The organism is Nitrincola salilacus (assembly GCF_046271865.1).
GTDB classification, from domain to species: Bacteria; Pseudomonadota; Gammaproteobacteria; order Pseudomonadales; family Balneatricaceae; genus Nitrincola; species Nitrincola salilacus.
Window position 1 is genome coordinate 3,196,197 of record NZ_CP176580.1, and the last position, 25,553, is coordinate 3,221,749.

22 protein-coding genes are annotated in these 25,553 nt (G+C 51.8%); 11 read left to right on the forward strand and 11 right to left on the reverse strand.

What is annotated here, in order from left to right:
- Window positions 1–58 precede the first annotated feature (58 nt).
- Complete coding sequence (locus tag ACK3CJ_RS14890) at window positions 59–1,039, forward strand: hypothetical protein (RefSeq protein WP_409523001.1); 981 nt, start codon at window positions 59–61, stop codon at window positions 1,037–1,039.
- 283 nt (window positions 1,040–1,322) lie between these two features.
- On the opposite strand, the gene ACK3CJ_RS14895 is transcribed toward ACK3CJ_RS14890, so the two are convergent.
- Window positions 1,323–1,880 (reverse strand): PRC-barrel domain-containing protein, encoded by a 558-nt coding sequence (locus ACK3CJ_RS14895; protein ID WP_409523002.1) that lies wholly within the window; start codon window positions 1,878–1,880, stop codon window positions 1,323–1,325.
- A 442-nt stretch (window positions 1,881–2,322) separates the two neighbouring features.
- Here ACK3CJ_RS14895 and ACK3CJ_RS14900 point away from each other — a divergent pair, with 442 nt between their 5' ends.
- Window positions 2,323–3,243: a LysR family transcriptional regulator gene (locus ACK3CJ_RS14900; RefSeq protein ID WP_409523003.1), complete on the forward strand. Its 921-nt coding sequence runs from the start codon at window positions 2,323–2,325 to the stop codon at window positions 3,241–3,243.
- Window positions 3,244–3,689: 446 nt separating this feature from the next.
- On the opposite strand, the gene ACK3CJ_RS14905 is transcribed toward ACK3CJ_RS14900, so the two are convergent.
- The 3 genes from ACK3CJ_RS14905 to ACK3CJ_RS14915 all read right to left on the reverse strand — a co-directional run bounded on the left by ACK3CJ_RS14905 (window position 3,690) and on the right by ACK3CJ_RS14915 (window position 5,851).
- On the reverse strand, window positions 3,690–4,079 hold the full coding sequence (locus ACK3CJ_RS14905; RefSeq protein WP_409523004.1) for a hypothetical protein: 390 nt from the start codon (window positions 4,077–4,079) through the stop codon (window positions 3,690–3,692).
- Window positions 4,080–4,091: 12 nt separating this feature from the next.
- Window positions 4,092–4,556 (reverse strand): hypothetical protein, encoded by a 465-nt coding sequence (locus ACK3CJ_RS14910; RefSeq protein WP_409523005.1) that lies wholly within the window; start codon window positions 4,554–4,556, stop codon window positions 4,092–4,094.
- Between the two features lie 239 nt (window positions 4,557–4,795).
- Window positions 4,796–5,851 carry an NAD(P)H-dependent flavin oxidoreductase gene (locus tag ACK3CJ_RS14915; RefSeq protein WP_409523006.1) on the reverse strand — a complete coding sequence of 352 codons (1,056 nt, stop codon included), beginning with the start codon at window positions 5,849–5,851 and terminating at the stop codon, window positions 4,796–4,798.
- Window positions 5,852–5,994: 143 nt separating this feature from the next.
- Between ACK3CJ_RS14915 and pyp the strand changes: the two genes are divergently transcribed.
- Together pyp and ACK3CJ_RS14925 are read left to right on the forward strand one after the other, a co-directional pair.
- Entirely contained in the window at window positions 5,995–7,548 is a 1,554-nt protein-coding gene (gene pyp / locus ACK3CJ_RS14920) for a photoactive yellow protein (protein WP_409523007.1), read from the forward strand.
- Between the two features lie 2 nt (window positions 7,549–7,550).
- Window positions 7,551–8,798 (forward strand): AMP-binding protein, encoded by a 1,248-nt coding sequence (locus ACK3CJ_RS14925; protein ID WP_409523008.1) that lies wholly within the window; start codon window positions 7,551–7,553, stop codon window positions 8,796–8,798.
- Here ACK3CJ_RS14925 and iadA read toward each other — a convergent pair.
- The 3 genes from iadA to ACK3CJ_RS14940 form a co-directional block, all read right to left on the reverse strand.
- Window positions 8,786–9,931, reverse strand: a complete 1,146-nt coding sequence (iadA, locus tag ACK3CJ_RS14930) for a beta-aspartyl-peptidase (protein ID WP_409523009.1) — start codon at window positions 9,929–9,931, stop codon at window positions 8,786–8,788. The two genes, ACK3CJ_RS14925 and iadA, sit on opposite strands and share 13 nt — an antisense overlap.
- Window positions 9,932–9,994: 63 nt before the next feature.
- Window positions 9,995–10,891 carry a DMT family transporter gene (locus ACK3CJ_RS14935; RefSeq protein WP_409523010.1) on the reverse strand — a complete coding sequence of 299 codons (897 nt, stop codon included), beginning with the start codon at window positions 10,889–10,891 and terminating at the stop codon, window positions 9,995–9,997.
- Window positions 10,892–10,918: 27 nt separating this feature from the next.
- Window positions 10,919–12,208, reverse strand: a complete 1,290-nt coding sequence (locus tag ACK3CJ_RS14940; protein WP_409523011.1) for a M18 family aminopeptidase — start codon at window positions 12,206–12,208, stop codon at window positions 10,919–10,921.
- A 194-nt stretch (window positions 12,209–12,402) separates the two neighbouring features.
- Between ACK3CJ_RS14940 and ACK3CJ_RS14945 the strand changes: the two genes are divergently transcribed.
- The 4 genes from ACK3CJ_RS14945 to ACK3CJ_RS14960 all read left to right on the forward strand — a co-directional run bounded on the left by ACK3CJ_RS14945 (window position 12,403) and on the right by ACK3CJ_RS14960 (window position 19,060).
- The gene (locus tag ACK3CJ_RS14945; protein WP_409523012.1) at window positions 12,403–14,499 is read left to right on the forward strand and encodes a carboxy terminal-processing peptidase; all 2,097 of its coding nucleotides are present in this window, start codon (window positions 12,403–12,405) and stop codon (window positions 14,497–14,499) included.
- Window position 14,500: 1 nt separating this feature from the next.
- A complete protein-coding gene (locus ACK3CJ_RS14950) occupies window positions 14,501–15,274 on the forward strand; it encodes a hypothetical protein (RefSeq protein ID WP_409523013.1) in 774 nt (257 codons plus the stop codon).
- A gap of 195 nt (window positions 15,275–15,469) precedes the next feature.
- Window positions 15,470–17,155, forward strand: a complete 1,686-nt coding sequence (gene rpsA / locus ACK3CJ_RS14955; protein WP_409523014.1) for a 30S ribosomal protein S1 — start codon at window positions 15,470–15,472, stop codon at window positions 17,153–17,155.
- A gap of 129 nt (window positions 17,156–17,284) precedes the next feature.
- Complete coding sequence (locus ACK3CJ_RS14960; RefSeq protein WP_409523015.1) at window positions 17,285–19,060, forward strand: ATP-binding protein; 1,776 nt, start codon at window positions 17,285–17,287, stop codon at window positions 19,058–19,060.
- Window positions 19,061–19,069: 9 nt separating this feature from the next.
- Here the strand turns inward: ACK3CJ_RS14960 and ACK3CJ_RS14965 are convergent, their stop codons facing one another.
- Together ACK3CJ_RS14965 and hisN are read right to left on the reverse strand one after the other, a co-directional pair.
- Window positions 19,070–19,858, reverse strand: a complete 789-nt coding sequence (locus tag ACK3CJ_RS14965; protein ID WP_409523016.1) for a DeoR/GlpR family DNA-binding transcription regulator — start codon at window positions 19,856–19,858, stop codon at window positions 19,070–19,072.
- 77 nt (window positions 19,859–19,935) lie between these two features.
- Window positions 19,936–20,748: a histidinol-phosphatase gene (gene hisN / locus ACK3CJ_RS14970; protein WP_409523017.1), complete on the reverse strand. Its 813-nt coding sequence runs from the start codon at window positions 20,746–20,748 to the stop codon at window positions 19,936–19,938.
- 180 nt (window positions 20,749–20,928) lie between these two features.
- On the opposite strand from hisN, the gene ACK3CJ_RS14975 reads away from it, so the two are divergent.
- The 3 genes from ACK3CJ_RS14975 to ACK3CJ_RS14985 all read left to right on the forward strand — a co-directional run bounded on the left by ACK3CJ_RS14975 (window position 20,929) and on the right by ACK3CJ_RS14985 (window position 24,718).
- A complete protein-coding gene (locus ACK3CJ_RS14975) occupies window positions 20,929–21,951 on the forward strand; it encodes an ABC transporter substrate-binding protein (RefSeq protein WP_409523018.1) in 1,023 nt (340 codons plus the stop codon).
- Between the two features lie 77 nt (window positions 21,952–22,028).
- A complete protein-coding gene (locus tag ACK3CJ_RS14980; protein ID WP_409523019.1) occupies window positions 22,029–23,033 on the forward strand; it encodes an ABC transporter ATP-binding protein in 1,005 nt (334 codons plus the stop codon).
- Window positions 23,018–24,718, forward strand: a complete 1,701-nt coding sequence (locus ACK3CJ_RS14985; RefSeq protein ID WP_409523020.1) for an ABC transporter permease subunit — start codon at window positions 23,018–23,020, stop codon at window positions 24,716–24,718. Before ACK3CJ_RS14980 ends, ACK3CJ_RS14985 begins: the two co-directional genes overlap by 16 nt.
- A gap of 86 nt (window positions 24,719–24,804) precedes the next feature.
- Here the strand turns inward: ACK3CJ_RS14985 and ACK3CJ_RS14990 are convergent, their stop codons facing one another.
- Together ACK3CJ_RS14990 and ACK3CJ_RS14995 are read right to left on the reverse strand one after the other, a co-directional pair.
- Window positions 24,805–25,263 (reverse strand): YcgN family cysteine cluster protein, encoded by a 459-nt coding sequence (locus ACK3CJ_RS14990; RefSeq protein ID WP_409523021.1) that lies wholly within the window; start codon window positions 25,261–25,263, stop codon window positions 24,805–24,807.
- Window positions 25,264–25,265: 2 nt separating this feature from the next.
- Complete coding sequence (locus ACK3CJ_RS14995; protein WP_409523022.1) at window positions 25,266–25,553, reverse strand: YcgL domain-containing protein; 288 nt, start codon at window positions 25,551–25,553, stop codon at window positions 25,266–25,268.

The following is a 25,553-nucleotide window of genomic DNA, read 5'->3' on the forward strand; positions in this document are numbered from 1 at the left end:
ACTGATTGTCGGCACTAGTTTTTTACCTTGTTCGTACATCACAAAAATGGAGTGAGTTATGTCGGAATTTAATACAGGGACGCATCCAGCAGGAACGCACAGCACCGTAGCAAGCATGAGCGAAATGCCGAGTTTAAGCAGCGCTGTCTCCTGGGCCGCAATATTTGCAGGAGCAGCAGGTGCTGCCGCCTTGTCGCTTTTATTGCTGATCCTCGGCACCGGGTTGGGTTTCTCAGTAGTATCCCCGTGGAGCATGGAGGGTATTGGAGCCAGTACATTCGGTTTTGCAGCAATCGCGTGGCTAACCTTCACCCAGCTTGCTGCATCCGGAATGGGTGGCTATCTGGCTGGACGGCTGCGAACGAAATGGACGGCAGTGCACACCGATGAGGTGTACTTTCGCGATACAGCTCATGGCTTTCTGACCTGGGCAGTTGCATCACTATTGATGGTAGTAGTACTGACATTGCTAGCTGGCTCCATTGTCAGTGGAGGCGTCCGTGCTGGTGCTGAAGTCGTCGGTGGGGCGAGCTCGGCAGCGATGCAGAGCACTGGTGGATCCAACTCCTTGGAGGACAGTAATACCATTGAGTACTTTGTCGACTCTTTGTTCCGCGATGAACCGACAAGCTTTTCTGAAGCAGCGGCGCAGCAGAACTCTGAAATTAACGAGGTGCCCGTCGGCGAAGTCACGCGGATTTTCGCAAGAGCGTTGCGCACCGGTACCTTGCCAGAACAAGACGAACGCTATATCGGCCAGCTTGTTGCACAACGGACCGATATGAACCAGCGTGAGGCTGAACAGCACGTATCGGAAAGCTTCTCGGAAGTCCAGATAACACTGGAAGAGTTGGAAATTTCAGCACGTGAAGCGGCAGACGAAGCACGTAAAGCGTCAGCCTACGGAGCGCTCTGGATGTTTATAACACTGCTGATAGGCGCCTTCACGGCAAGTCTGATGGCAGTATTCGGTGGACGTCAGCGCGATGCCTGCACTCACGATACCCGAACTCACGATACCCGAACTACAGCCATTTAATTGGAAGGAGATTATTATGCGCTCAATACTACTGCTATTTCTCGGGGTACCTATCCCCATCATCATTCTGATCGCGCTGATCCTTTAGGTCACGCGACTCACCATTAACCTTGTGCCGGTACAAATATACTTTTAAGTATATTTGTACTTCGCACTGTCCATGACTACCAGTTATGAATCCGTTTTGAAACTGGGGGGTATTGAGGTTGGTATCAGACAGAAATAGAAATGGCAGGGGCTTTCGCCTCTGCCATTTCTTCATGCAACGAAATGAGCGTTGTATTTAGAGCTTAGCTACGACTTTAAACTCAGGTGCAGTTTTCAGAGCCTCACTTGACACATCGACACGCAGATCATAATCATCAGCAATGCCTGAACGAGTTACGTCATCCCAGCCAATGGCAACGTCACGTTCGCCCATGCCCAGGAAACCACCGACGCTGACAACAATAGCCACAACCTGACCGCCCTCATCAATAATCAACTCTTTAACCGAACCTATATCTTGATCATCATTGGTCCGAACATCAGCACCAATCAGGTCACTCGCCTGTACGCCATTAGCTGGAGCTGAATCCATATAGCCCCGGTTCTCCATGCGGGTCTGGTTACCCATATTCATGTTTGACTGAGTGCCTGCAGCGTTACGGTTATCTGTATCCTTATTCAGATCAGACTGCGCAGCGCCCTGTGCATTTTTGTCAGTCGGTGTGGTATCGAGATTAGACTGCGTAGCACTCTGAGTACCCTGAGCTGTAGACTGAGCCAGCGCAGAACCTGCACCCAGCGTTATAGCAGGTGAAACCAGTGCATAAAATACAAATGAATGTAGCTTTTTCATATGAAAATCCTTCTTACCGGTATGTTAGTCAGACAACGAGCCTGCTTAACTGCCTCATCACAGCTTTCCTTCCTGACATCATTATCGGGAGGAGGACTGAATCATCAGGACATCTGAAGTTCAGGATGAGTCTCTAAAGTACGCTAAGGGATCCAGCCAGTCGGTGTGCTAACGCACAGATCGACATTCATTTAATTACAAGGATGCGAGCACTGGTTATCCAACCTACACGACCTCCAGGCGGAACACACTACGACTGGCAACAACTAAAATGCAGTCAAGGCTGTGCATAAAGCAGACTGATGGCACTGACACTGGGGCAGGATTCGCTTATGCTGACATAGCACCAAACGCGACACAACCAAGCGTTAAGGGTAAGCACTTAAGCATCAGAAGCTAATCAATGACACACAACATAATAAGAGACAGGCAGCAACCGACAATGAAATACAGACTGGGACAGATGGGCGATTATGAGATCAAGCTACTCAGGATTTTTGCCACAGTGGTTGAATGTGGTGGTTTTTCAGCTGCCGAAAGTGAGCTGAATATCAGCCGATCTACGATCAGCGTGCATATCGCCAATCTGGAAGCTCGACTCAACCTCAAGCTCTGTCTGCGCGGACGCAGCGGTTTTTCACTGACGGAAGAAGGTGCAACCATCTATCAATCGCTGCAGCAGATGTTTGATAATCTTGAGGTTTTCAGGGCCACCGTCAACAATCTGAATGCCCGCTTGTCGGGTGATCTGCGCCTGGTGTTTTCCGACACCGTCAGCATGGACAGTCGCCTGGACCTGCCTGGTCTGATTCGTGAACTGCACAGTCTGGCACCGGATGTGTATGTGGTGGCCAATGTGGCGTCGATGTCGGAAATTGAACGGCTGGTATTCAACGAAGAGGCCGAGGTAGGGTTTATCCCTTCTCACCGAGAAATGGAAGGTCTGGAGTACCACCCCCTCTATACCGATAACTGCCAACTGTATTGCCATAGCAGCCACCCATTGTTCAATGAACCCGACACATCAATAACGGATGAGCGCCTTTGGCAATATGATCTGGTTCAGGGTGGGGTCAAACAACACGAGAAAGCGGCCGATCAGATCGCGGGTATGAACATACGTGCTACCGCCTATCACTATGAGGCTCGCTTATCGCTGATACTATCCGGCCAGTATCTGGGCTTTCTGCCTGAGTGCTATGCGGCACCCTATGTTGAATCCGGTGAGATCCGGGCACTGGTGCCCACACGCAAGCAGTTCACTCTTGGTCTGTCGGCCATCACCAAGTCGAGTTCGCGTGTGAACAAGGCAAGGGATCTGTTTCTGTCACTATTACAACAACGCTTTGGCACACAGCAGTGAACAGCACTGTAGATAAGTTTGATGGCGCTTTATCTGAGCGTTGAAACAGATCGATTGTGACTTTCTGATAGCTGCGGCAATATGGTTTTAACAGCTTGTTCTTCTGTTACAGCCCTTAATATGGCACTTAATATGCCGTTTAAGGGGCAAATATCTCCTTTATCAGCGTGACTTTTTGTCTGCACCCTTTGCTGATAGCCCTTTGCCGGAAAGCACTATCAGCTTTCCGGTATTTTTTTTAGCTCCCCAAGCCCTGATAACAACTCAAATACCGGCCAGTCAGGCGTCATAATCGACACCGCAACAGTCAATCCGATCTCCATCCAGCCCACAAGTGGCTACAAATACGCCAAATGCTTCAAGGCTTTTTGCTATTAGGCAACAATTTGATAGTGCTCTGAATATCCAGATGATGATTGTCGTATAACTCTCAAATCCATATAAAATCAGGATTGAGAATATTGTTGAATTGGGAAGTAATAAATCATACTAATTGCGTAAGCCACTAGTCCAAAACAAATAACAAAAAGAACCCCGTTAATCTTTAGCCTATTCGACAAAGCTAATCCAACGAATTCTTTTGCCAGCACGACAAGTGCGATCAAAGCAAAAATCCAGAAACCTATATCCCCTAGAATTTTATCCAGGAGCACCGAACCCATTAGAGTACCTTCATCGAACCCCATTTCAGTACTGAGCTGACTGTAAACAGAACGTGATGATCCCAATAAAATAAGCCCACCCAACTGAAGAAGTACGAAAAACCACAGTAGGAAATTAGAAATAGCCAAGAAGGTATAACGCCAACCATGTCGATAAATGTAAGTGATAATCATCGTATCCCCCCCCTAATTAGAGGGCAATGCAGTTACGCACTGAGCTCTTGGCATCTTTTTGAGAATACCACGGACTTTTGTGGATGAAATCTGAATCCCACTAGAACTTATATTAGCTTTGGTAACCAGCGTTTCAATACTACCGTTTTCATCAATCAAATCTACATTAACGTCAACCCGTCCGCCGGCAACTATTGCTCCGCTAATATTTACGTCAGCAACTTTACCAACGCTCGAGTCGTTATCGAAAAATTCAGCGCTATTCTCATCAATTCGGAACCATTCAGTTTGTACGTGACCAAACACAACTGTTCCAGAACTGGATCCTAGGGAAAGCCCTTTTGTCAGGCCGAATGTGTTCACGGTACCGCATTTGGCTGACCGTGTTTGTAAATATGCTCCGCTAACCAGATTGGCTCCAAAACCCGTCTTACCCAACGCCAACCCGAGTCCAGAAATAGTTATTCGCATTTCCATTTGATTACTCCTGTAAATATTTTATCCGTAAAATATTAAAAACATATCCCTTAATTAACTCAATCAGCACAATTTAATATGCCAGTCGGCTGATATAAGCTAAGGCGTTCCGTTTTCAAGATGCGGGGGGGAGCATAAACTGCCTATTCTGAACAGTCAATCCGTCCTAATGAAGATTGAGGAACATGAGAGTCCATCTCCGGAGAGTTCCATCAACTCTCCGGCACTATCCTGCCTATTTACCCTTGACCTCGATTTAAACACCCCGCCAACCAGCGCGTCATATCAGCAGCATCAATCTCTTTGCATCCCTGTGTATTCTGCCCTGCCCACAATGGTGAAAAGTCTCCATTGCTCTGGCTTTCAGCTTTGGCTCTCAGTGGACCTATGGCTGAGGTAGCAAGCGGGAAAGCTGGTGCCTGATCACTGATCGGCCCCAACTCCTGAATGATTCGATTGACGATGCCTCGCGCAGGTCGCCCGGTGAACAGATTCGTGATCGCCGTGTGTCGTGCCTGCTCACTTTTCAACGCAGCACGATGCACCGCTGATGTGGTGGCTTCGTGACAGAGCAGATAGGCCGTGCCTACCTGTACGGCATCGGCGCCCAAAGCCAGAGCGGCCTTAACCCCTTCAGGGGTGGCAATACCACCAGCAGCAATCACCGGCACACGCAGTGCCTGTTTAAGTTGTGGCAGCAGCGCAAAAGTACCCACTTGTGTTGTCAAATCATCGGTCAGAAACATGCCACGATGCCCGCCCGCCTCCACCCCTTGTGCGATGACGGCATCCACTCCCTGCTCCTCCAGCCACAGCGCTTCTTCCAGCGTCGTCGCGCTGGAAAAAATCCGACTGCCCCAACTGCGCACGCGCGCCAGAAGATCTGCTGAAGGTAAGCCAAAGTGAAAACTGACCACAGCCGGACGAAATGCAGCCAACGAATCGACCGCCTCATCACTGAAAGGCGTTCTACCCGGCCCGGCGGGGATTGCGTCGGCATCCAGCCCCAACTCCTGATAATAGGGCAGCAACAGTTTTCGCCATTGCGCTTCTACCGCAGGGTCCGGCACCGGGGATTGATGACAAAAAAAGTTAACATTAAAGGGCTTGTCAGTAGCCGAACGCAGCTTGCTCAACTCTATGTGCAGAGCCTCGGATGACAACATCGCACAAGGCAGAGAGCCCAGCGCTCCGGCATTGGAGACAGCAATGGCCAGCGCACTGTCCTGAACACCAGCCATTGGCGCCTGAATAATCGGATACGCCAGATTCAACATTTTCTGCACGGATGTCATATCTCTCTCCTAAGTTACTCATATCGCCGTTCTATGATTTTTTATTCTACACGCATGATCCTTAACTTATATATGTTACGTATAGGACTGTTATTAAAAATAAATTCATATGACTGACACGCCACTCAAGAAGGGTTGATACCGTGAAACACTTAAGCTTCAAGGTCAGAATGCTGTTACTGACCAACCTCTTCGGCCTGGCTGTGCTCGTGATCAGCCTCGGATATATATTCTGGCAAGGTGATGAGCAGTCAGGCATGTTCCTGGGCATAGCCATGATCTCCCTGCTGGTTGTGAATAGCATTGTCATGGCAACCCTGATCAGCAATCACTTGAATCAACCGATTCAACGCAACATTTCACAACTGGGAAAGATGGAACAGCATCTGAACCTGCGCCTTGAACATGATCGGGACGATGAGCTGGGCGCGCTGTTCAAAGCTGTGAATCGGCATGCCGACACCCTGCAGCAAATCATTCAGGAGGTGATCACCACATCGGATGATCTGAGCGTAGCCGTGGAGCAACTGATCAGTAACGGCAGCCAGAGCACGGATCTGGCTCGTTCACAGCAGTCTGAAACCGATACGGTGGCCTCAGCCAGCGCAGAGATGGCTGCCTCCTCCAATGAGATGGCAGGGCACGCACAATCCACCCTCGAGGCTGCTGCCGAAGCGAGTCAACAGACAGATACCGGCCTGAAAGTGGTTACTCAGACTATCACCTCCATCAGCGGCCTGGCCAAGCGGATGGAAGGGCTGCAATCCAGTGTCAAACGTCTTGATGATGGCAGTCAGAATATCGGCAAGGTGATCGATACCATTGCCGGGATTGCCGACCAGACCAATCTGCTTGCACTGAATGCTGCGATTGAAGCAGCGCGTGCCGGTGAGCATGGCCGAGGCTTTGCGGTTGTCGCTGATGAAGTACGCCAGTTGGCATCCAACACGCAACAGGCCACACAGGAGATACATCGCATTATCTCTGAACTACAGGCATCATCACGTACGGTAACGACCGAGATTGAGCAGGGTAGCGCACAAGCCCTGAGCTGTGTCGAACAGTCCAACATTGCCGGTGAAGCACTGCAGAAAATCAGTCACAGCGTTGTGTCGGTCAATGATATGGGCGAACAGATCGCAACCGCCGCAAGAGAGCAAAGCCAGGTGACCGAAGAGGTCAGCCGCAGCATGACGCGCATCAACGCGATGGCTGAGGAAAATACTCAGGCGATGAGCCTGAATCAGGAAGTCAGCACTGCATTATCACAGCGAGCCAAGCAGTTGGAGCAGTTGATATCCCGTTTCCGTACCGGCATGACAAATCGTGCTTCAGCGCTGGAGTTCGGCAAGCAGGATATCGAAAGCCTGTCAGCGGGTGAGCTGGACAAACTGGCTTATGGGGCGATTGAGCTGGATCGCAACGGTAAAATACGCCGCTATAACTCTGCCGAGGGCGCCATCACCGGGCGCAATCCTCGAGAAGTGATCGGCAAGGATTTTTTCAAGGATGTTGCCCCCTGCACCAACACACCAGAATTCAAGGGTGCTTTTGACAAGGGTGTGCGCGGTGGCAACCTCAATACCAGTTTTGAATACATCTTCGACTACAAGATGAAGCCCACCAAAGTGAAAGTACAGATGAAAAAAGCACTCGGTGGCGATTCATACTGGATACTGGTCAAGCGAGTCGCCTGAATATGTGGTGGAGGGATAAAAGACAACTGCGCCGCTTCGCGCTGGATCTGGTGTTGCACCGACTGGCCATACAAAAACCTGGCGCCAGACTTCCCTCCCCCTCCTCTGCCGCCCTGGCACAGAAGTGGAGTGATTCACCGCTGAATCTGGACTCTCTTGAGCTGGTCGAGTCTGCCACGTTTTTTGCTCAGGCTCTGTACATCACCGAGACTGGGCTTGAGGATCTGCTGCTGGCTCAGCCGTCACTGAATGGATGGGTGGAGATCGCCAGCGACAGCCTTGAGCAATATCATGACCATGTCAGCTTTTTCAGCTCGGGCAGCACGGGGGAGCCAGCGCAGCATAAGCAACCCATCCAGCATCTGATAAACGAGGCAGACTTTCTCAAGGAGCTCCTGCAGAGTCAATCAGCCCTTGGCCAGCCTGCCCGGATCTGGAGCCTGGTGCCCGCCCATCACATCTATGGTTTTATCTTCACGGTATTGTTGCCAGAGCGGCTCGGACCAGATACCGAGGTGATCGATGCGCGAGCCAGACTGCTGACATCAATTGAGCGCAGCCTGCAGCCAGGTGATATTCTGGTGGCCGTGCCCGAGTTCTGGCAGCGCTGGGTCAGTACCGGTATGCGACTACCACCTGGCTGCAAGGTAGTCACTGCCGCTGGCCCCAGCAACAATGAGACCCTCAGGCAATTGATCAGCCAGGGGGCGACGCTTCTCGAGATCTATGGTTCGTCAGAAACCGCAGGGCTTGGCTATCGGCATTCACCTGATACGTCTTTGACATTAATGCCTCACTGGACAATTAACGGTGACAAGGCGCAGTCGACTTTTCTCAGTGCGGAGTTACCTGACCGGCTGGAGTGGTCGGACCGTGAGCACTTTATGGTTGCAGGCAGAAAGGATAAAGCGGTTCAGTTAGCGGGCGTTAATGTCTATCCAGATAAGATCGCCGCTCTGATCTGCACTCACGAAGCGGTGGCGCAAGCGGCTGTTCGGCTGCATGGGCAGCGCCTCAAGGTGTTTATCGTGCCTGATAAGCATTGGCCAGATACTGGGGGCTCTATCTCTGAGCTATCCATTTTTGACCCAGCCAGTCTGGAGCATCAACTCAGGCACTGGCTGAGCACACAGTTGCCAGCAGGTCACATTCCCGCGCATTTTTCATTTGGTGACGACCTGCCACGCAATGCGATGGGCAAGCTCGCCGACTGGCCCATCGATAATATGTCAGAGCCTCAAGTACGCTGATAGATTGATTGCCCAGCCGACCAGACCTGATCGATCTGCCAGTTAACGGGATCAACCAACACCAGATCAGCATCACCCCCTTCAACAACAACCCCCTTTCCGGTTAGCCCCAACGCTGTGGCTGGGTTTCGGGTGATGCATCCCAACGCCAGCTCAGGTGCAACCTGATAATCACGTATCGCAGCCACCATAGAGTTGAACTGACTGATCAGACGGCCTGGTGTGACTCCAATACACTCCCCCTGTTCGTTGAACAACGGCAGGCTGGCATTGGCATCCGAACTGAAAGTGAGTCGATCAGCCGCGATACCCGCTTCCAGCGCTAATGCCAGCGCCTGTTCAGCCGGAATATCTCCTTCCGCAATCAGTTCGGGAGTCGAGCTGGAGGTGAAGTCGATATAGCCACCATCACGGACAAACGCGAAACCCGTCTGCAGTAGGTCAAGATTACGATTCATATGGGTCGGAACAAAGTAATTCAGATGGAAATCTGATTCCGCCACCGCCTGCCTGATCACATCCAACTGATCGCTGCCGGCACCGATATGGCAGAACACAACGCCCTTTTTGCCCGCCAGCAATGCCCCTAACCGGGTTTCGGCTGCCAGAGTAATCAGTTGCCGCGGTGTGATATAGGAGCCACGATTATCCGCCAGCGCCACTTCACCCACCCCGATGATCTCGGGAATATACAGAAGGTCAGTCTGTACCGAACCGGTCAGCGTCGTTGCCGGATAGTGATAGGAGCCGGAGTAAAACCAGGTGTTCAGACCGTAGCTCGCCAGCTCTCGGGCTTTGCCCAACAGGTTCGCCAGGCTGCGTGTGATGGAGTCAGTCCCCAGCGCTCCGATCATGGAGGTAACACCGGAGCACACAGCCTCCTGTGGGTCCAGCTCCAGCGTACGATTCTGAAAACCACCTTCGCCTCCGCCACCGCAGAAGTGCACCAATCCATCAACAAATCCTGGAGTTAACCAGCGTCCGGATGCATCTATCACCGGTACCGATGACCAGTCAGACAGATCATCTTGCTCACGCAGGATTTTCCAGATCCGATTACCGGCCAGCAGAAGGTGACATATGCCCTGGTCATCGGGCGTAAACAGTCGTGCATGTTTTATCAGGGTCAGCATGATGATCTCGTTCTTATTCTTTGAACTGTCTATTTCTGGGTACTGTCTATTTCTGGATACTGTCTATTGGGTTCTGACAGGTGTGCGCCGGATGCCCTGAGCAATCGCAATGCCCGAAAGGATCATGATCAAGGCAATAATCTTGTTCAGGCCAGCCGGTTCGTTCAGCAACAGAACGCCGGCCGCAAAGGCTATCACAGGAATGATGTAGTTGATAATGGCCAGAAAACCGGGACCGCGTCGGGCAATGATCAGGAAGAACACCCAGGTGGCAAGCCCCGTCGAGAACACACCCAGCGCCGTAACCGCCAGAGCCGCCTGAAGTGTGACGTCCAACTCCCAGGGACGATCCAGCAACAGCGCAATCGGCAACACCATAATGCTTCCCATCAGCAGGGTACCGGCACCAGCGACCACAACGTTGATACGCGGCAAACGCTTGGCGTAGATGCTGTTGATCGCATAGCAGCTGGTCGCCAGCAGTATCGCCATCTGGGCGATGATCGTCGTCCCACCCAACCCAGACAGCGCCTCACCGCCCACCAGCACCACTACCCCCAGAAAACCCAGCACAAATCCGACCACACGATGCAGTGTCATGCGCTCGCCTGACACCAGAAAATGCGCCAGCAACATGGTCGTGATCGGCATCAATGCCATCAGAATACCGGCCAGACTGCTGGAGACCTGGGTCTGCCCCCAGGAGATCAGTGTAAAGGGCATCAGATTCCCGATCAGTGCCAACAGCGTGAAATAGCCCCACCAGCGTTTGTCTTCAGGGAAGGAAAGCCCCTGAATACGCATGATACCCAGCAACACGATGGCGCCTATGATCACCCGAATGGTGACCAGCGTCAGTGGCGGGATAGAACCCAGGGTCAGGGTAACCAGCAGAAAAGAGGAGCCCCACCCCAGCGACAGATAAGCGATCAGGGACCAATCTATGATTCTGGGATTCACGGTTTGTCCTCAGGATGCCGGGGTTCGTCAGACCTGCTCAGTCTCATTAAAGCGCTTCAGCACCCGGTATAAGCGATGTGGATCATCAGCTCCCACCAGTTCACGGATCGAGTGCATCGCAAACTGCGGGATACCGATATCCACGGTTCTGATACCTGTTTCGGCGGCAGTCAGTGGCCCGATGGTACTGCCACAGCCCATATCCGTGCGCACGACAAAGCTCTGCACCGGAATCTGCTCCTGCTGCGCCATATCACGAAAGCGTGCGCTGGTTTCGCTGTTACTGGCATAACGCTGGTTAGCGTTGATCTTGATGACGGGACCACCATTGAGCAGTGGACCATGATTATCGTCATGGCGATCCGCGAAGTTGGGATGAATACCATGCGCGTTATCGGCAGAGATCATCAACGAACGTGCCTGAACCTGATAGGCATTTGCCTGCTGTGGCGTCACACGCTGCAGCCACTGCGTCAACATCGGACCCTGCGCACCACAGGCGCTGACACTGCCGACCTCTTCATGATCATTGCAGATCAACACCTGCCCGGGTCCTGCCGGAGAGTCGATCAGCGCCTGTAATCCAATAAAGCAGCTCAGCAGATTATCCAGTCTGGCAGAAGCCAGAAACTCCCGATTCAAACCGATCATTGAGGCGCCCTGACAGTCATACAGACTGATCTCGAAATCCAACACATCGGCAACATCATCATAACCCTCATGCAACAAGCGTCCCTTAAGCAGGTTACGAAAATCCTGCTTACTGTCGGCTTGCCCCAGAATCGGGGGCAGATAGGTCTGCGCATTGATCGAGCGTGTATTATTGGCCTCTCTATCGAGATGAATCGCCAGACTCGGGATATAGGCCACCGCATCAGTGAAATCCACCAGACCACTTTTCAGCGTGCCATCCAACGCCCGATAACTGACGCGCCCGGCCATAGACAAATCACGATCAAACCAGGGGTTGAGCAATACTCCCCCGTATACTTCGACACCCAGTTGCAGGTAGCCTTTGCGATGGATTTCAGGCTGTGGCTTGACCTTGAGACAGGGAGAGTCTGTATGTGCGCCCACCATACGCCAGCCCGCTTCAACCCCGAACGCGGCTGTCGGCTCACGCCAGGCAAGAATCGATGAACCGTTTTTCAGCGTGAAATAAGCGCCACCGGGGCAGGTATTCCACAACGTATCTTCAGCCAGTTCTTCAAATCCGGCGTTACGCAGCAACTCACTCATTGTGGCAACAGCATGAAAGGGAGTCGGTGATGCATTCAGGAAGCTGATCAGCGCCTGATTGAATTGATCTTTGTGCACAGGGAGAGTCTCCTCCTGTAAATGCTGTGTGGTACTTTGATTTATTTATCAGCTTATAGCTTTAATGAATGATACCCAAGGTAAATTTTACAACCCAGCGGCCGATAACTACACTGGCAGCTCTGATGCAACGGAACTTGCGTATATAACTGCATGTCATAGCCCTTGATGGAAGAATCAGGAATATATCTCACATGGCAATACACAATATGAAATCGGTATTTCTGAGCCTGGTCTTCACGTGCCTGCTGTTGACACAGACCACTGCTCTGGCAAAGCTCTCCCCGGAACCCGTTCATGAACAGGCGCTCCTGAACGTTCTTGCAGCGCTGCAACAGAGCCACTACACAGGCATGCAGCTTGATGAAGCACTGGCTTCAGACGCTCTGGATCGCTATATACAAGATCTGGACCCGACTCGCAGCTACTTCTATGCAGACGATATCAATGAGTTCGAATCGTTTCGCCCCAATCTGATACAAGAACTGTATAGCGGCGACTCCACGACAGGATTTACCATCTACAACCTCTTCAAGACGCGTAACCTTGAGCGTCTGGACTATATGCTCGCACTACTGAACGATGAAACCCACATCTTTGATTTCACCGAAGAGGCTGTATTCGAATCAGATCGCAGCGAAGCCCCGTGGATCAGCTCTGAAGAGCAGATGAACGATCTCTGGAATAAAAGACTCAAGAGCGCCCTACTCAGCCTGAAACTCGCGGATCGCAGCATTGAAGAGTCCCGAGAAGTGCTGATCAAGCGTTACAAAAATCAGCGAAATCGCGTTGAGCAGATCAATAATGAAGATGTTTTCGAGCGCTACATTAACGCAGTCGCTCATGTTTTTGATCCTCACAGCCAGTATCTGTCACCACGCAGCCAGGAAAACTTCCAGATCAATATGAGTCTGTCTCTGGAAGGTATTGGTGCAGTCCTGCAAAGCGAAGATGAATATGTGAAGATAGTGCGTCTGGTGCCTGCGGGGCCTGCTGACAAAACAGGTCAGTTGCGTGCAGCGGATACCATAGTAGGTGTGGGCCAGGATGAAGAGGGCCCGATTGAGGATGTCGTGGGCCAGCGACTGGATGATGTCGTGAAACTGATCCGCGGTCCTCGTGGCACAAAAGTGCGTCTTGAAGTCATCCCAGCTGATGCTGTGGACCGCTCCCAACGCCGGCTGGTTACCATCGTGCGTGAGCAGGTGAAGCTTGAAGAGCAATCAGCACAGAAACGAATTCTTGAACTCACCCGAGACAACCAGCCCTATCGCATTGGCGTGATAGAGATTCCAGCCTTCTATATCGATTTTGCAGCGATGCAATCAGGCGATCCAAACTATAAGAGCACAACCCGTGATGTCGAAAAACTGATCACGGAGCTCAAAGAGGAAGGGGTTGACGGAATGATTGTGGATCTGCGCAACAACGGTGGCGGTTCACTGCGTGAAGCCAACGAGTTGACTGGATTATTCATTTCCCGAGGCCCGACTGTGCAGATCAGAGACGCAAGTGGTCGCGTCGATATTCTGGGCGATTTCGACCCCAAAATTGCCTGGAGCGGCCCCTTGGCTGTTATTGTCAATCGTCTGAGTGCGTCCGCCTCCGAGATTTTTGCAGGGGCCATTCAGGATTATGATCGTGGACTGGTTCTGGGTAGTCGTACATTCGGTAAAGGAACCGTTCAAACGCTGCTGCCACTGGAACATGGTCAATTGAAACTGACCCACGCAAAGTTCTACCGCATATCCGGTGACAGCACTCAGCATAAAGGCATAGAGCCAAGCATCACCTTCCCTACCCTCTATGATGAAAAAGAGATAGGTGAGAGTGCACTGGAAGGCGCCCTGCCCTGGGATCAGGTCCATCCGGTTCGCTACGGGCGCTTTCCAAGCCTCAGTCTGATGATTGACGAGCTTATGAATCGTCATGAAACACGCACAAGAGAAGACCCTGATTTTCTGTTCATGAATGAGCAGGTGGCACGCATGAAAGAGATGAAGGATCAGACACATATTCCGCTGAATATGCCAGCACTGAAAAGTCAGCGTGAAGAGGCTGAACAGTGGCAGCTTGACACAGAAAACAGACGCCGGCTGGGCAAAGGGGAACAGGCAGTAGAGTCTCTTACAGAACTTGAAGAACTGTTACCTAAAGATAGTCAGGGGCGCACCATCAACCCTGAGTTCGAGTCAATTCTCAGCGAGAGTGCACAGGTATTAGTGGACTACATTGATCTGATTGCACATCAGACTGTCGCTACAGAGAACAAGGCAGCCAACGGTAACTGATATGCAGATAAGTGCCAAAAAACTTATTCTGATTATTGGCCTGCCCCTGCTGGTGCTGGGGATAGGTGCCGCTGGCTTTTTTGTAGCACAGTTACTGGCTGGACAACAGGGCGTGAACAGAGAACGACTTGAGCAGTTCGGCATTCACTTCGCCAACGAGAACCCCAATGAGGTGACTGTCGGAGTCATGGGGCAAACGCAGCTCCCCCCCACGTTTGGTGAAGAAAAGCTGTCACCCGGTGAGCGCGTTATCCGAACCCTGGTTCAGGAACGAGAGAACCTTCTGGCCGAGAAACAATCACTCCACCGCCATATCGAAACATTGGAAGAGCGCATCCGATCTCTAGAGGCGGATCGCGAGTTCTACAGCCACTTCATTCCCGAAACCTTCGGTGAAGAGCTTGATAGAGTCGAAAATTTTCTGAATGAGTTCCTTAACAATCGCGCAGAAGCCGAACGGTTCGGCAGCCTGAGAAAGCAGGTCATGGCAGCTGCAGGACGTATGGAGTATAAGCGCTTCGTTGAAGCAAACCGGCTGATACTGGACAGACCGCAACGCGAACATATCGTGCACGAGTACCTGACCGGATTCGTTTTTTGTGTCGGGAATGCAATACAACTCGCAGCCAACTCCATTCAGGAAGAGCGAGAAATTCTCTCGTACTTCCATCACCCCGAAGAAGCAGTACTATCTGATGCCCTGAGAGGCGATCTGGATACGGTGCTGACTCCTTGCCAGTTGACCGTCAGACAGCAGTTGCAAGCATCGCTCTGAGCAGCCATCGCTTTTTCTGATTAAACACTGTCATCCCTTGCGTATTTTCTGTATAATTTGTCATCTTTTTTGTAGCTCCGTCATCCTACAACGCCAGCGCGATGACCATGGCTGCAACCTGCGATAACCGACCCTGCATGGCTGGCACTGCAGGCTGAAAAACCGCTTCGGCGGTAAATTATAGGACTTAACTACATGAGCGAAAGCTTTGCTGATCTGTTTGAAGAATCCCTGCTATCTCTGGATATGACCCCAGGCACACTGGTAACCGGTGAAGTTGTCGATATCGACAGCGACTGGGTTACCGTCAACGCTGGCCTCAAGTCAGAGGCAGTTATTCCACGTGCACAGTTCCTGAACGACGCCAATGAGCTTGAAATCAAAATCGGTGACAGTGTTAAAGTAGCACTGGAAGCGGTTGAAGATGGCTTCGGCGAAACCAAGCTGTCACGCGAGAAAGCCAAGCGTGCGGAAGCATGGGAAATTCTGCAGAGCAAGTTTGAAGCCGAAGAGACTGTCAAAGGCTTCATTTCTGGCAAGGTCAAAGGCGGCTTTACCGTCAACATCAACAACATTCAGGGCTTCCTGCCAGGTTCACTGGTAGATGTTCGTCCGGTCCGTGATGTTGATCACCTGGAAGGTAAAGAGCTTGAATTCAAACTGATCAAGCTGGATCCCAAGCGCAACAACATCGTTGTATCACGCCGTGCCGTGATGCAGGAAGCGAACAGCGTTCAGCGCGATGAACTGCTCGCAACCCTGGAAGAAGGCCAGGTTGTTAAAGGTTTCGTCAAGAACCTGACCAACTACGGTGCATTCATCGATCTGGGTGGTGTTGATGGCCTGCTGCATATCACTGACATGGCGTGGAAGCGTATCTCCCACCCAAGTGAAATGCTGAACCCTGGCGACGAAATCTCTGTCAAGATCATCAAGTTCGACAAAGAATCCGGCCGCATCTCTCTGGGCCTGAAGCAGCTGTCCGAAGATCCATGGGAAGAGATCAAAAACCGTTACCCTGCTGGCAGCAAGGTCAACGCTCGTGTTACCAACCTGACTGATTACGGCTGCTTCGCATCTATCGAAGACGGCGTTGAAGGCCTGGTACACGTTTCTGAAATGTCCTGGACTAACAAAAACATCCACCCATCCAAGATCGTTCAGATCGGTGATGAGGTAGAAGTGATGATCCTGGATGTTGATGAAGAGCGTCGTCGCATCTCCCTGGGTATCAAACAGTGCAGCCAGAACCCTTGGGTTGGCTTCTCTGAGCAGTTCGCTACCAATGACAAAGTCAGCGGTACTATCAAGACCATCACCGATTTCGGTATCTTCGTTGGTCTGGATAACGATCTTGACGGCCTGGTTCACATGTCCGATATCTCCTGGGAAATCGATCCTGAAACAGCACTGCGTCAGTACAAGAAAGGCGACCAGGTTGAAGCGGTCATCCTGTCTATCGACGCAGAAAAAGAGCGTATCTCTCTCGGCATCAAACAGCTGGAAAGCGATCCTTTCGCTGAATTCCTGGCTGCCAACGAGAAAGGCACTATCGTCAACGGTACTGTGAAGAGCGTTGAACCTAAAGCTGCCATCATTGAACTGGCTGAAGGTGTTGAAGCGAATCTGAAAGTTGCCGAGATCTCTGCTGATCGTCTGGAAGATGCCACCACCGCTCTGAAAGAGGGTGACAAGGTTGAAGCCAAGATCATCAACATTGATCGTCGTAACCGCGTGATCAGCCTGTCGATCCGTGCTAAAGATGTTGCAGAAGAGAAAGCTGCCATCAGCGCCGTTCGTAACCAGGAAGTTGAAACTGCAGGTCCGACCACTATCGGTGATCTGATCAAGCAGCAGATGGCTAACAGCCGCAACAACTGATCCCTGCCCGGCTGAACACTTTCAGCTGCGACAAGAAAGGAGCACTTCGGTGCTCCTTTTTTTATGGGCAAGTTATGACGGACAAGGCTACACTGAAGCTATTCAGCCGCCTGAGCAATAAGCGTATACATGCAAATTAAACGCTACTACAAACGCGCTCGATATGTTGCACTTATCTTTGCGAGCATACTGATGGCCGTCATGATTCTGCTGAGCGGCCGCGATCTGCTGCGCGAAAACAGAGTGGCGCAGGACGAGTTCCGTACTGTCAATTTCTGGCTGATTTCTCAGGCTGAACTCGAGACCGCTCGATTTGTCACTGCACTTTATCAGCACGCAGCAAACCCAGATGCATTGAAAGATGATCTGATACTGAGGTTTGAGATTCTCTGGAGCCGCTTTGAGCTCTTCACCGCCGAGCGTTATATCAACAACCTCAGTGCCTTTGAAGATTTCGCCCCCCTACGCACCAGGAGCCTGGAGTTACTGCAAACAACCGAGCTTGAGTTAAACAGGCTGCAGCCAGGCGATCTTGAAGGAGCAACACATATCGCTGAGCAATATGTGAACCTTGCCTCAGGACTGCGGCAACTGGGCATTCAAGCAACCCGCCAGGCCACACAGGACTCCACCTCGCGCCAGAGTAGAATCAACAGTTTCACTCGTCAGATCCTTTACCTTTTCGGTGGTGTACTGCTATCTGCGGCCCTCATGATTGCACTGTTAATTTCCGAGATGCTCAATTCAAGAAGTCTGCTCAGAATCAATCGTACGATTACCCGCGAGCTTCAAATACAAAGTGAAAACCTGCAACAGAAAGTCGAGGAGCGCACGCACCAATTGCTCCTTGCAAAGGAGCAGGCTGAGGAAGCCAGCCGTATCAAATCGGACTTTGTCGCCAATATCAGTCATGAGATCCGCACTCCTATGAACGCCATTATCGGCATGTCTCATCTGGCACTTCAGGCAGACCTGCCACCTACGCAGAAGAGCTATATACGCAAGGTTAACCGCGCAGCCCACGCACTGCTTTCCATCATTGATGATATTCTGGATTTTTCCCGGCTCGACTCCGGCCGCCTGAAGCTTGTGGAGCGTGACTTCTGCCTGGAAGATATATTGGACAATCTTCGCAGCTTGATTTCACCGCTCGCAGATGAGAAAGGGCTTGGATTTCGAATCGACACCCAACCTGATCTACCCACCCATCTGAAAGGCGACGCAAAGAGACTCAGCCAGGTACTCCTGAATTTGAGCAATAATGCCGTGAAGTTCACCACAAAAGGCTCCATCCTCCTCCGGGTCGCCCTGCTGCAGAAGCATGAGAACACACTGCTGCTTCAGTTCTCGATGCAGGATTCAGGTATTGGGATGAGCAGCGATCAGATCGGGAGACTGTTTCAACCTTTCAGCCAACTGGACAGCTCTGCAGATCGACGCTACAGCGGTACCGGTCTTGGCCTCAGTATCTGCCAGGAGTTGGTTGACCTGCTTGGTGGACACATAAGCGTGGAAAGCCAGCCCGGCAATGGCAGCACCTTTATTTTTACCGCCCGTTTTTTACAGGCAGATCAGCCCACAATGCACTCGCCCTTGCTGCTGGTCGACAACGAGAAACCACTTGAAACGACATCTGAACCGGCTAATCCGGACACTCCAGATGAGTTGCAAAATATTGATTGGCCACATGTGGAGCCTTTGTTAAAACAACTACCTGCCTTAATGGCAGAAAACGATACACATGCGCTGGAACTACTCGAACGGCTGGCAACACAGCCCGGCCTCAGTCAGTATCACTCACTTCTGAACAAGATAATAAACGCTGTCAAAGACTACGATTTTGACACTGGCATCACATTATTCACTACGCTTGACGCGCGCATAAAGGAAGATCACGGTTTATGAAACCACTAGTCAAATACGGCTGGCCAGGGTGATCTGATTGACTGCAGATGCCAGCGAAGCCCAACCTTTCGCATTAACCGCTCTGGCATCCACAACAAGGTGATCTATCTGATCACAGACACAATAACTGATACGACTGATAGTACCGATCTTGGAATGATCGGCCAGCAGAATCAACTTGGCGGCATTCTGAATCATGGCCCTGGCAACTTCCGCCTCATGAGGGTTGAAGCTGGTGGCGCCCTTTCGTACATCCAGCCCAAAAGGTGACAGCAGTGCAATATCTACCTGATAGCGATGAAGATCATTTACGGTCACCTCTCCAAAGGTCGCGGGAGGATCCTCACTCATTTCACCGCCTACCAGCAGCGCACGATTTCCTCTCTCCTGAACACTGCTGCGCTCACTGATCTTCTGCGCAACCTCAACCGAGTTAGTGATCACGGTCAAGCCGCTCAGACTGGATAGCTCCTCTGCCAGAATCGCAGTGGTACTACCTGCATCCAGAAACAGAATCTGGCCACTACTGATCAACTGAGCTGCAGCCTTGGCAATCATCCGCTTCTCTTTGACTCGCACTGAGGCACGCACCGAGAAAGGTGGCTCTTCCAGATTATCTTCAATTGCTACCGCGCCCCCCCGCACACGGCGCAACTCGCCTTCCGCCTCCATCTCCATCAGATCACGGCGTGCGGTCTCACGTGAGACATTCATCTCACTGGTAATGCGATCAACCGTCACCCGACCAAAGGTAGCCAGTTGCGTTCTTATGCGCTGACGCCGCTCTTCAAACCACACTGCACGCTCTCCAGCCTATAAAATGTAAAAAGTAAAAAGTTGCCAGCATCTCACTGAACCCGGCTCGCGTATTCATTTCATGCAAGCCGCAGCAGCACCTGACGATGCAGTTCAGGTGTGGCAGCCGCAATAACTCTTCCGTCGGAATACATCGTCAGTGCGTTGCCCTGCCAGTCTGTAATCACCCCTCCTGCGCCCTCTATGATCGGAATCAGGGCCAGATAGTCAAAAGGTTGCAGCAGAGACTCGATCACCAGATCGATATGTCCGGAGGCCAGCAAGCCATAACCATAGCAGTCGCCGCCAAAGCGCATGATACCCACTTCAGCAGCAATCTGCTCGACACGCTTACGATCCTCATCGGAAAAGTAGAGCATCGAGGTGGTATAAAAGCGAGCGCCAGCCAGCGACTGACAGGCACTGGCATGGCAGATTTCTACATCACCTTGCTGGCTGGTGAATCGTGTCGGCCCTTTCACCTCACCAACCCAGCGCTCTCTGAGCGCGGGCATCTCTATAATACCGAGACTGGGTAGCCCTTTATGCAACACAGCCAGCAGCGTACCCCAGATCGGCCAGCCGGTGATAAAACTGCGTGTACCATCAATCGGATCAACCACCCAGACGTAATCGGCATTGAGCCGCTCATCACCATGTTCTTCACCCAGAACTCCATGTTCGGGATAACGTGCGGCCAATGCCTTACGTAATCCAGCCTCCACCTCTCTGTCAGCAATAGTTACCGGGCTTTCATCACCTTTCAGATCTATGGTCAGTGGCTTGCGAAACCATTGCAGCGCCTGCTGCCCGGCATGCTCTGCCAGCATCACGGCAAAACTCCGCAACGCTTCATGATCCACCATTTTGTCCGCAGAGCTGTCAGTTGTCATCGCTCTTACTCCTGCCGGCCGTTGAAAAAAATGTGTAATAAAGTTGGACAATAAACCATATTTTTGCATAAATACACATATTGCCACATAAAAATAAGCTCTGATACATAGCTCTGATACATAGCTCCGATAAAGCCCCGACTAATCCGAAAACAACAACCAAAGCTGGAGACGTCACTCATGAAACGGCTAAAACACAACACTGCGTCGCTGACAACTGTCTCAACACTGCTCGGCATGACACTCGGACTTTCTGCATACGCAGGTGATATAACGGTCTATTCCTCACTTGAGGAAGATGAAATCAGCGCCTATCTGGCCGCTGCGAAAAATGATTTACCTGACATCAACGTTAATGTTCTACGCCTCTCCACTGGCGACCTCGGCGCTCGACTGATCGCCGAAGCAGACAACCCACAGGCCGATGTCCTCTGGGGCTTCGCGGTCACCAACATCCTTAATCCTCGTATCAACTCGCTGCTGGAGCCCTATGCTACCAAAGGTGCAGAGGCCCTTCCCGATCAATACAAAGCTGATGACGACACCTGGTTTGCAGCAACCGGTTATATGGGCGCCTTCTGCGTCAATATTCCACGCTTGTCTTCCAAAGGACTTCCCATGCCAACCTCATGGCAGGATCTGACCAATCCCGTCTACAAGGATGAGATCGTGATGCCTGACCCATCATCGTCTGGTACCGGTTATCTCCAGATAGCAGCGATACTGCAGGGTCTTGGAGATGAAAAAGGCTGGGAACTGATCAAGGAGATGGATAAGAATATGGCGCAATACACCACTTCTGGCTCCAGACCCTGTCGTATGGCACAGGCCGGTGAGTATGCTATTGGTGCGTCCCTCTCTTTTGTTGCGATGAAAGGTATCGAACAGGGCTACCCTATTGAGATGGTCATCCCCGCTGACTGGGCTGGCTATGAACTGGAAGGGTCCGGACTGATCAAAGGCACCGCCAATGCAGAGGATGCCAAACGCTTCCTCGACTGGACCCTGTCCAGCGCAGCGGCTGAAGCCTACTCTGAGTATAAGTCCATCATCACCATTCCCGGTGTACCCAGAACCACTCTGGCAGACATGTCCGGTCTTCCGGAAAACCTGTCGGATATCCTGTTCCCGGTAAACTTTGCCAAATCAGGACAGGAACGTGATGACATTCTGAACTCCTGGAGAGCGGCCGTCGGCCGATAAAAGTCAGCGAGGTACAGCCAGCATCGCAGCACCCTTGCGGTGCTGGCCTCTACCTCCCGTAAGGGGCATTTCCTGCCATGCATCTGATTATCAAGAATCTTTCAAAATCGTTTGATCATTTTCTGGCATTGAACGATATCAATCTTGAGGTCGGCAGCAATGAATTTGTCTGCCTGCTGGGGCCCAGTGGTTGCGGTAAAACCACTTTACTGCGCATCATTGCGGGCCTGATGCCCTTCGACAGCGGCACTCTGTCACTCGGCGGGCGTGATCTTGCTCATGTTCAGGCCAGAGAACGCGGTTTCGGCATCGTTTTTCAATCCTATTCGCTGTTCCCCAACATGACGGTTGCAGAAAATATCGGTTACGGATTGAAGATACGCAAGTGGCCACAGAAGGATACCGAAAACAAAGTACGCGAACTGATGGAGCTGATTCGCCTGCCCGAACTGGCACATCGCTACCCACATCAATTATCCGGCGGTCAACAGCAACGAGTTGCAATCGCACGCGCTCTGGCCGTAGACCCTGCAGTACTGCTGCTGGATGAGCCGCTCTCGGCACTCGATGCGCGAGTCCGGGCAGAGATGCGACTGGAGATCAGGGATGTACAGCGCCGCCTTGGCATTCCCACCATCATGGTCACGCATGATCAGGAGGAAGCACTGACCATGGCGGACAGAATTGTCTGCATGAATCAGGGCGTTATAGAGCAGATAGGAACCCCTGTTGAGCTTTATACCCGGCCCCAGACACGATTTGTTGCAGATTTTGTCGGTACCAGTAATCTCCTGAATCCCGAATGGGTTCGCCACTCATTACCAACACTGTCTCCCGGCATACCTGACAATGAAGTGCAATATCAGTTATCACTGCGTCCGGAAGATCTGAACATTCTGAAGGATGAAACCGGCAAAGGGATCGTCAAAGCGATCACCTTCCTGGGGAATATCAGCCGTATTCTGATTGACTGGCAGGGTCTGGAACTGATTGCCGAGAGCCATCGTTTTTCTTCGCTGGCAGAGGGTGATGCCGTCTCTCTGCAGGTAGATCCGGAGGCCGGCTCATGGGTACGCATCTGAAAACCGCCGCCATCGATCGTGCCACGGCCAGACGCATGGAGTGGGAAGACAGGCTTTTACTCTCCGTCTCCCTGATCATACCCTTGATAGGTCTGATACTGTTCTTTCTCTACCCCGTTTTTCTGATCGCAAAACGCAGCTTCATTCAACGTGACGGTAACCTGGGACTGAGCAATTACACCGAAGTCCTTGGTATGTCGCACATTCCGACCGTCATCACTAACAGCCTTGTGATGAGCACAGCCACCACAGTGCTCTGCGTGACACTGGGCTTTGCTATCGCCTATGCAATGCAGCGAACAACCATTCGCGGCCAGTACCTTATTCGCATCGCGCTGATACTACCCCTGCTGGCACCCTCGCTGGTACAGGCGCTGGGTTTGATTTTCCTGCTGGGGCGCAACGGGGTGATTAATCAGTATACCGGCTGGAATATTCAGATCTATGGCTTCTGGGGACTGCTGATATCCAACAGCATGTATGCTCTGCCGCAGGCTGTCATGATCATTCAGGCATCGCTGCGTCACTCAGACTCCCGTTATTACGATGCAGCTCTGATGATGGGCGCTTCACGCTGGCGGCAATTTATTGATATCACGCTACCCAACGCCAAGTTCGGCCTGCTCAGTGCGGCATTTGTGGTGTTTACCGTCACGATCACAGATTTTGGTAACGCTGCCGTAATCGGTGGTAACTATCGGGTTCTGGCTACCGAGATCTATAGCCAGGTGGTTGGACAGATGAACTTCAACATGGGCGCGGTCATCGGCATCATGTTGTTGCTACCGACACTGGTGGCGGTATATATCGAGAAGGTGTCATCGCAACGTCAGTTCGGTGGCAGCTCCGAAAGTGCCATTCCGGTTGCCCGTGAGTTTGTTCCTCTGCGTGATATCCCACTGGCCGCCGTAGTACATAGTGTCGGCGTGATAATCTTCATGATTGTCCTGACTGTGGTGTATGCCAGTTTCATGCGCCTGTGGCCCTATCGCATGGAATTTACATTGGCCAACTACAACATCACACTGTCGGGTGGCTTTACGCCACTGTGGACATCTTTCATTGTCTCATTCCAGGCAGCCATCATCGGGGTGATTGCGCTCTTTGCACTGGTCATGGCACAGCGTCGCCTACCCAGACGCTATGCGAAGGCGGTCTATCTGCTGGCGATTCTGCCAGTCGGTGTCCCGGGTTTGGTGCTGGGGCTTTCCTATGTGTTGTCGTTCAATGCCCCAGGATCCATGTTGGGCATGCTGTATGGTACTGGACTGCTGATCGCATTGTGTAACTTCTACCACTTTCACTCCCAAGGCTTCCTGACCATGGTGGCAGGCATCCGGGCCGTACCACCGGCACTTGAAGAGACGGTATCATGCATGGGCGGGGGTGTGCTGAACAGTCTGCGTGATGCCATACTACCCTTCATGACAACGACGCTGGTGGCGGTATTTTTCTTCCTGTTCATGCGTTCGATGGTGACGTTGTCTGCGGTGATTTTCCTGATATCGCCAACGCTGAGTGTCGGGGCTGTATCGGTACTGAGACTGGATCAGGCAGGCTTCACCACTCAGGCAGCCGCCTTCTCGACCTGCATCATGATATCGGTTCTGGTCGCACTGGGATTGATGAAACTGATACTTTTCCGACTGTCGCGCAGCCGCGCTTCAGTAGCGATCGTCAGTTGAACATTTGGTAAGGGGTTTGTAAAACTGGAGGGGGTAAGAGGTGTAGCTAGGTGTTGCTGGAGAGAGCGTGTTTTACAGAGACGACTTCAACCTCTGTAAAACACCGCATCTTCGATCACGTAATCTATCAGCTCATCGTCTGTGATCTCGTTATCGCGCACCTGATATACGCTCAATACGGAAGCACCTGCGGAGATAACCGTGTCGCTCTTGCCGGTCAGCAGCGGATGCCATTCCGGCAGCGGTTTGCCTTCATGAATCAGACGGTAACTGCAGGTTGGTGGTAGCCAGTGAAACTCCGATACATCTTCAGGACGCAACTGCACGCAGTTGGGCACAAGTTCCGTCCGGCGCTCATACTGAGTACAACGGCAATTCTGGCCATCCATCAAATGACACACCACCGTGGTGTAAAACACCTCCTCGGCATCCTCGTCCTCCACTTTCTGCAAGCAGCAAAGCGCGCAGCCATCGCACAGAGACTCCCACTCCCGACGCGTCATCTGCTCCAGAGTTTTGCGCTGCCAGAAAGGTTCCCAGGCCAAACTTAACGTACTCCGCTTTCAGGGCGGTTAGGATACAGATCCAGCATGTAATCCTCACGCGGTGGTGGCATCTGTAGGTAGTAGCCCTTTTCCCGGACCCCTTCCACAACCTTGTCCAGCTCCACACGGGCCAGCTGACGCTTGCCCGTCAGCGGCATGTCCATGAGATGTACCGCCTTGCCGAACATATCCATCAGTGGATCAGGAACACGCGTTAACTTGTCGTTTTTATCCACATAGAGATACATCTCATCTTTACGGGAGCTTTTGTAGATTGAACATATCAGCAT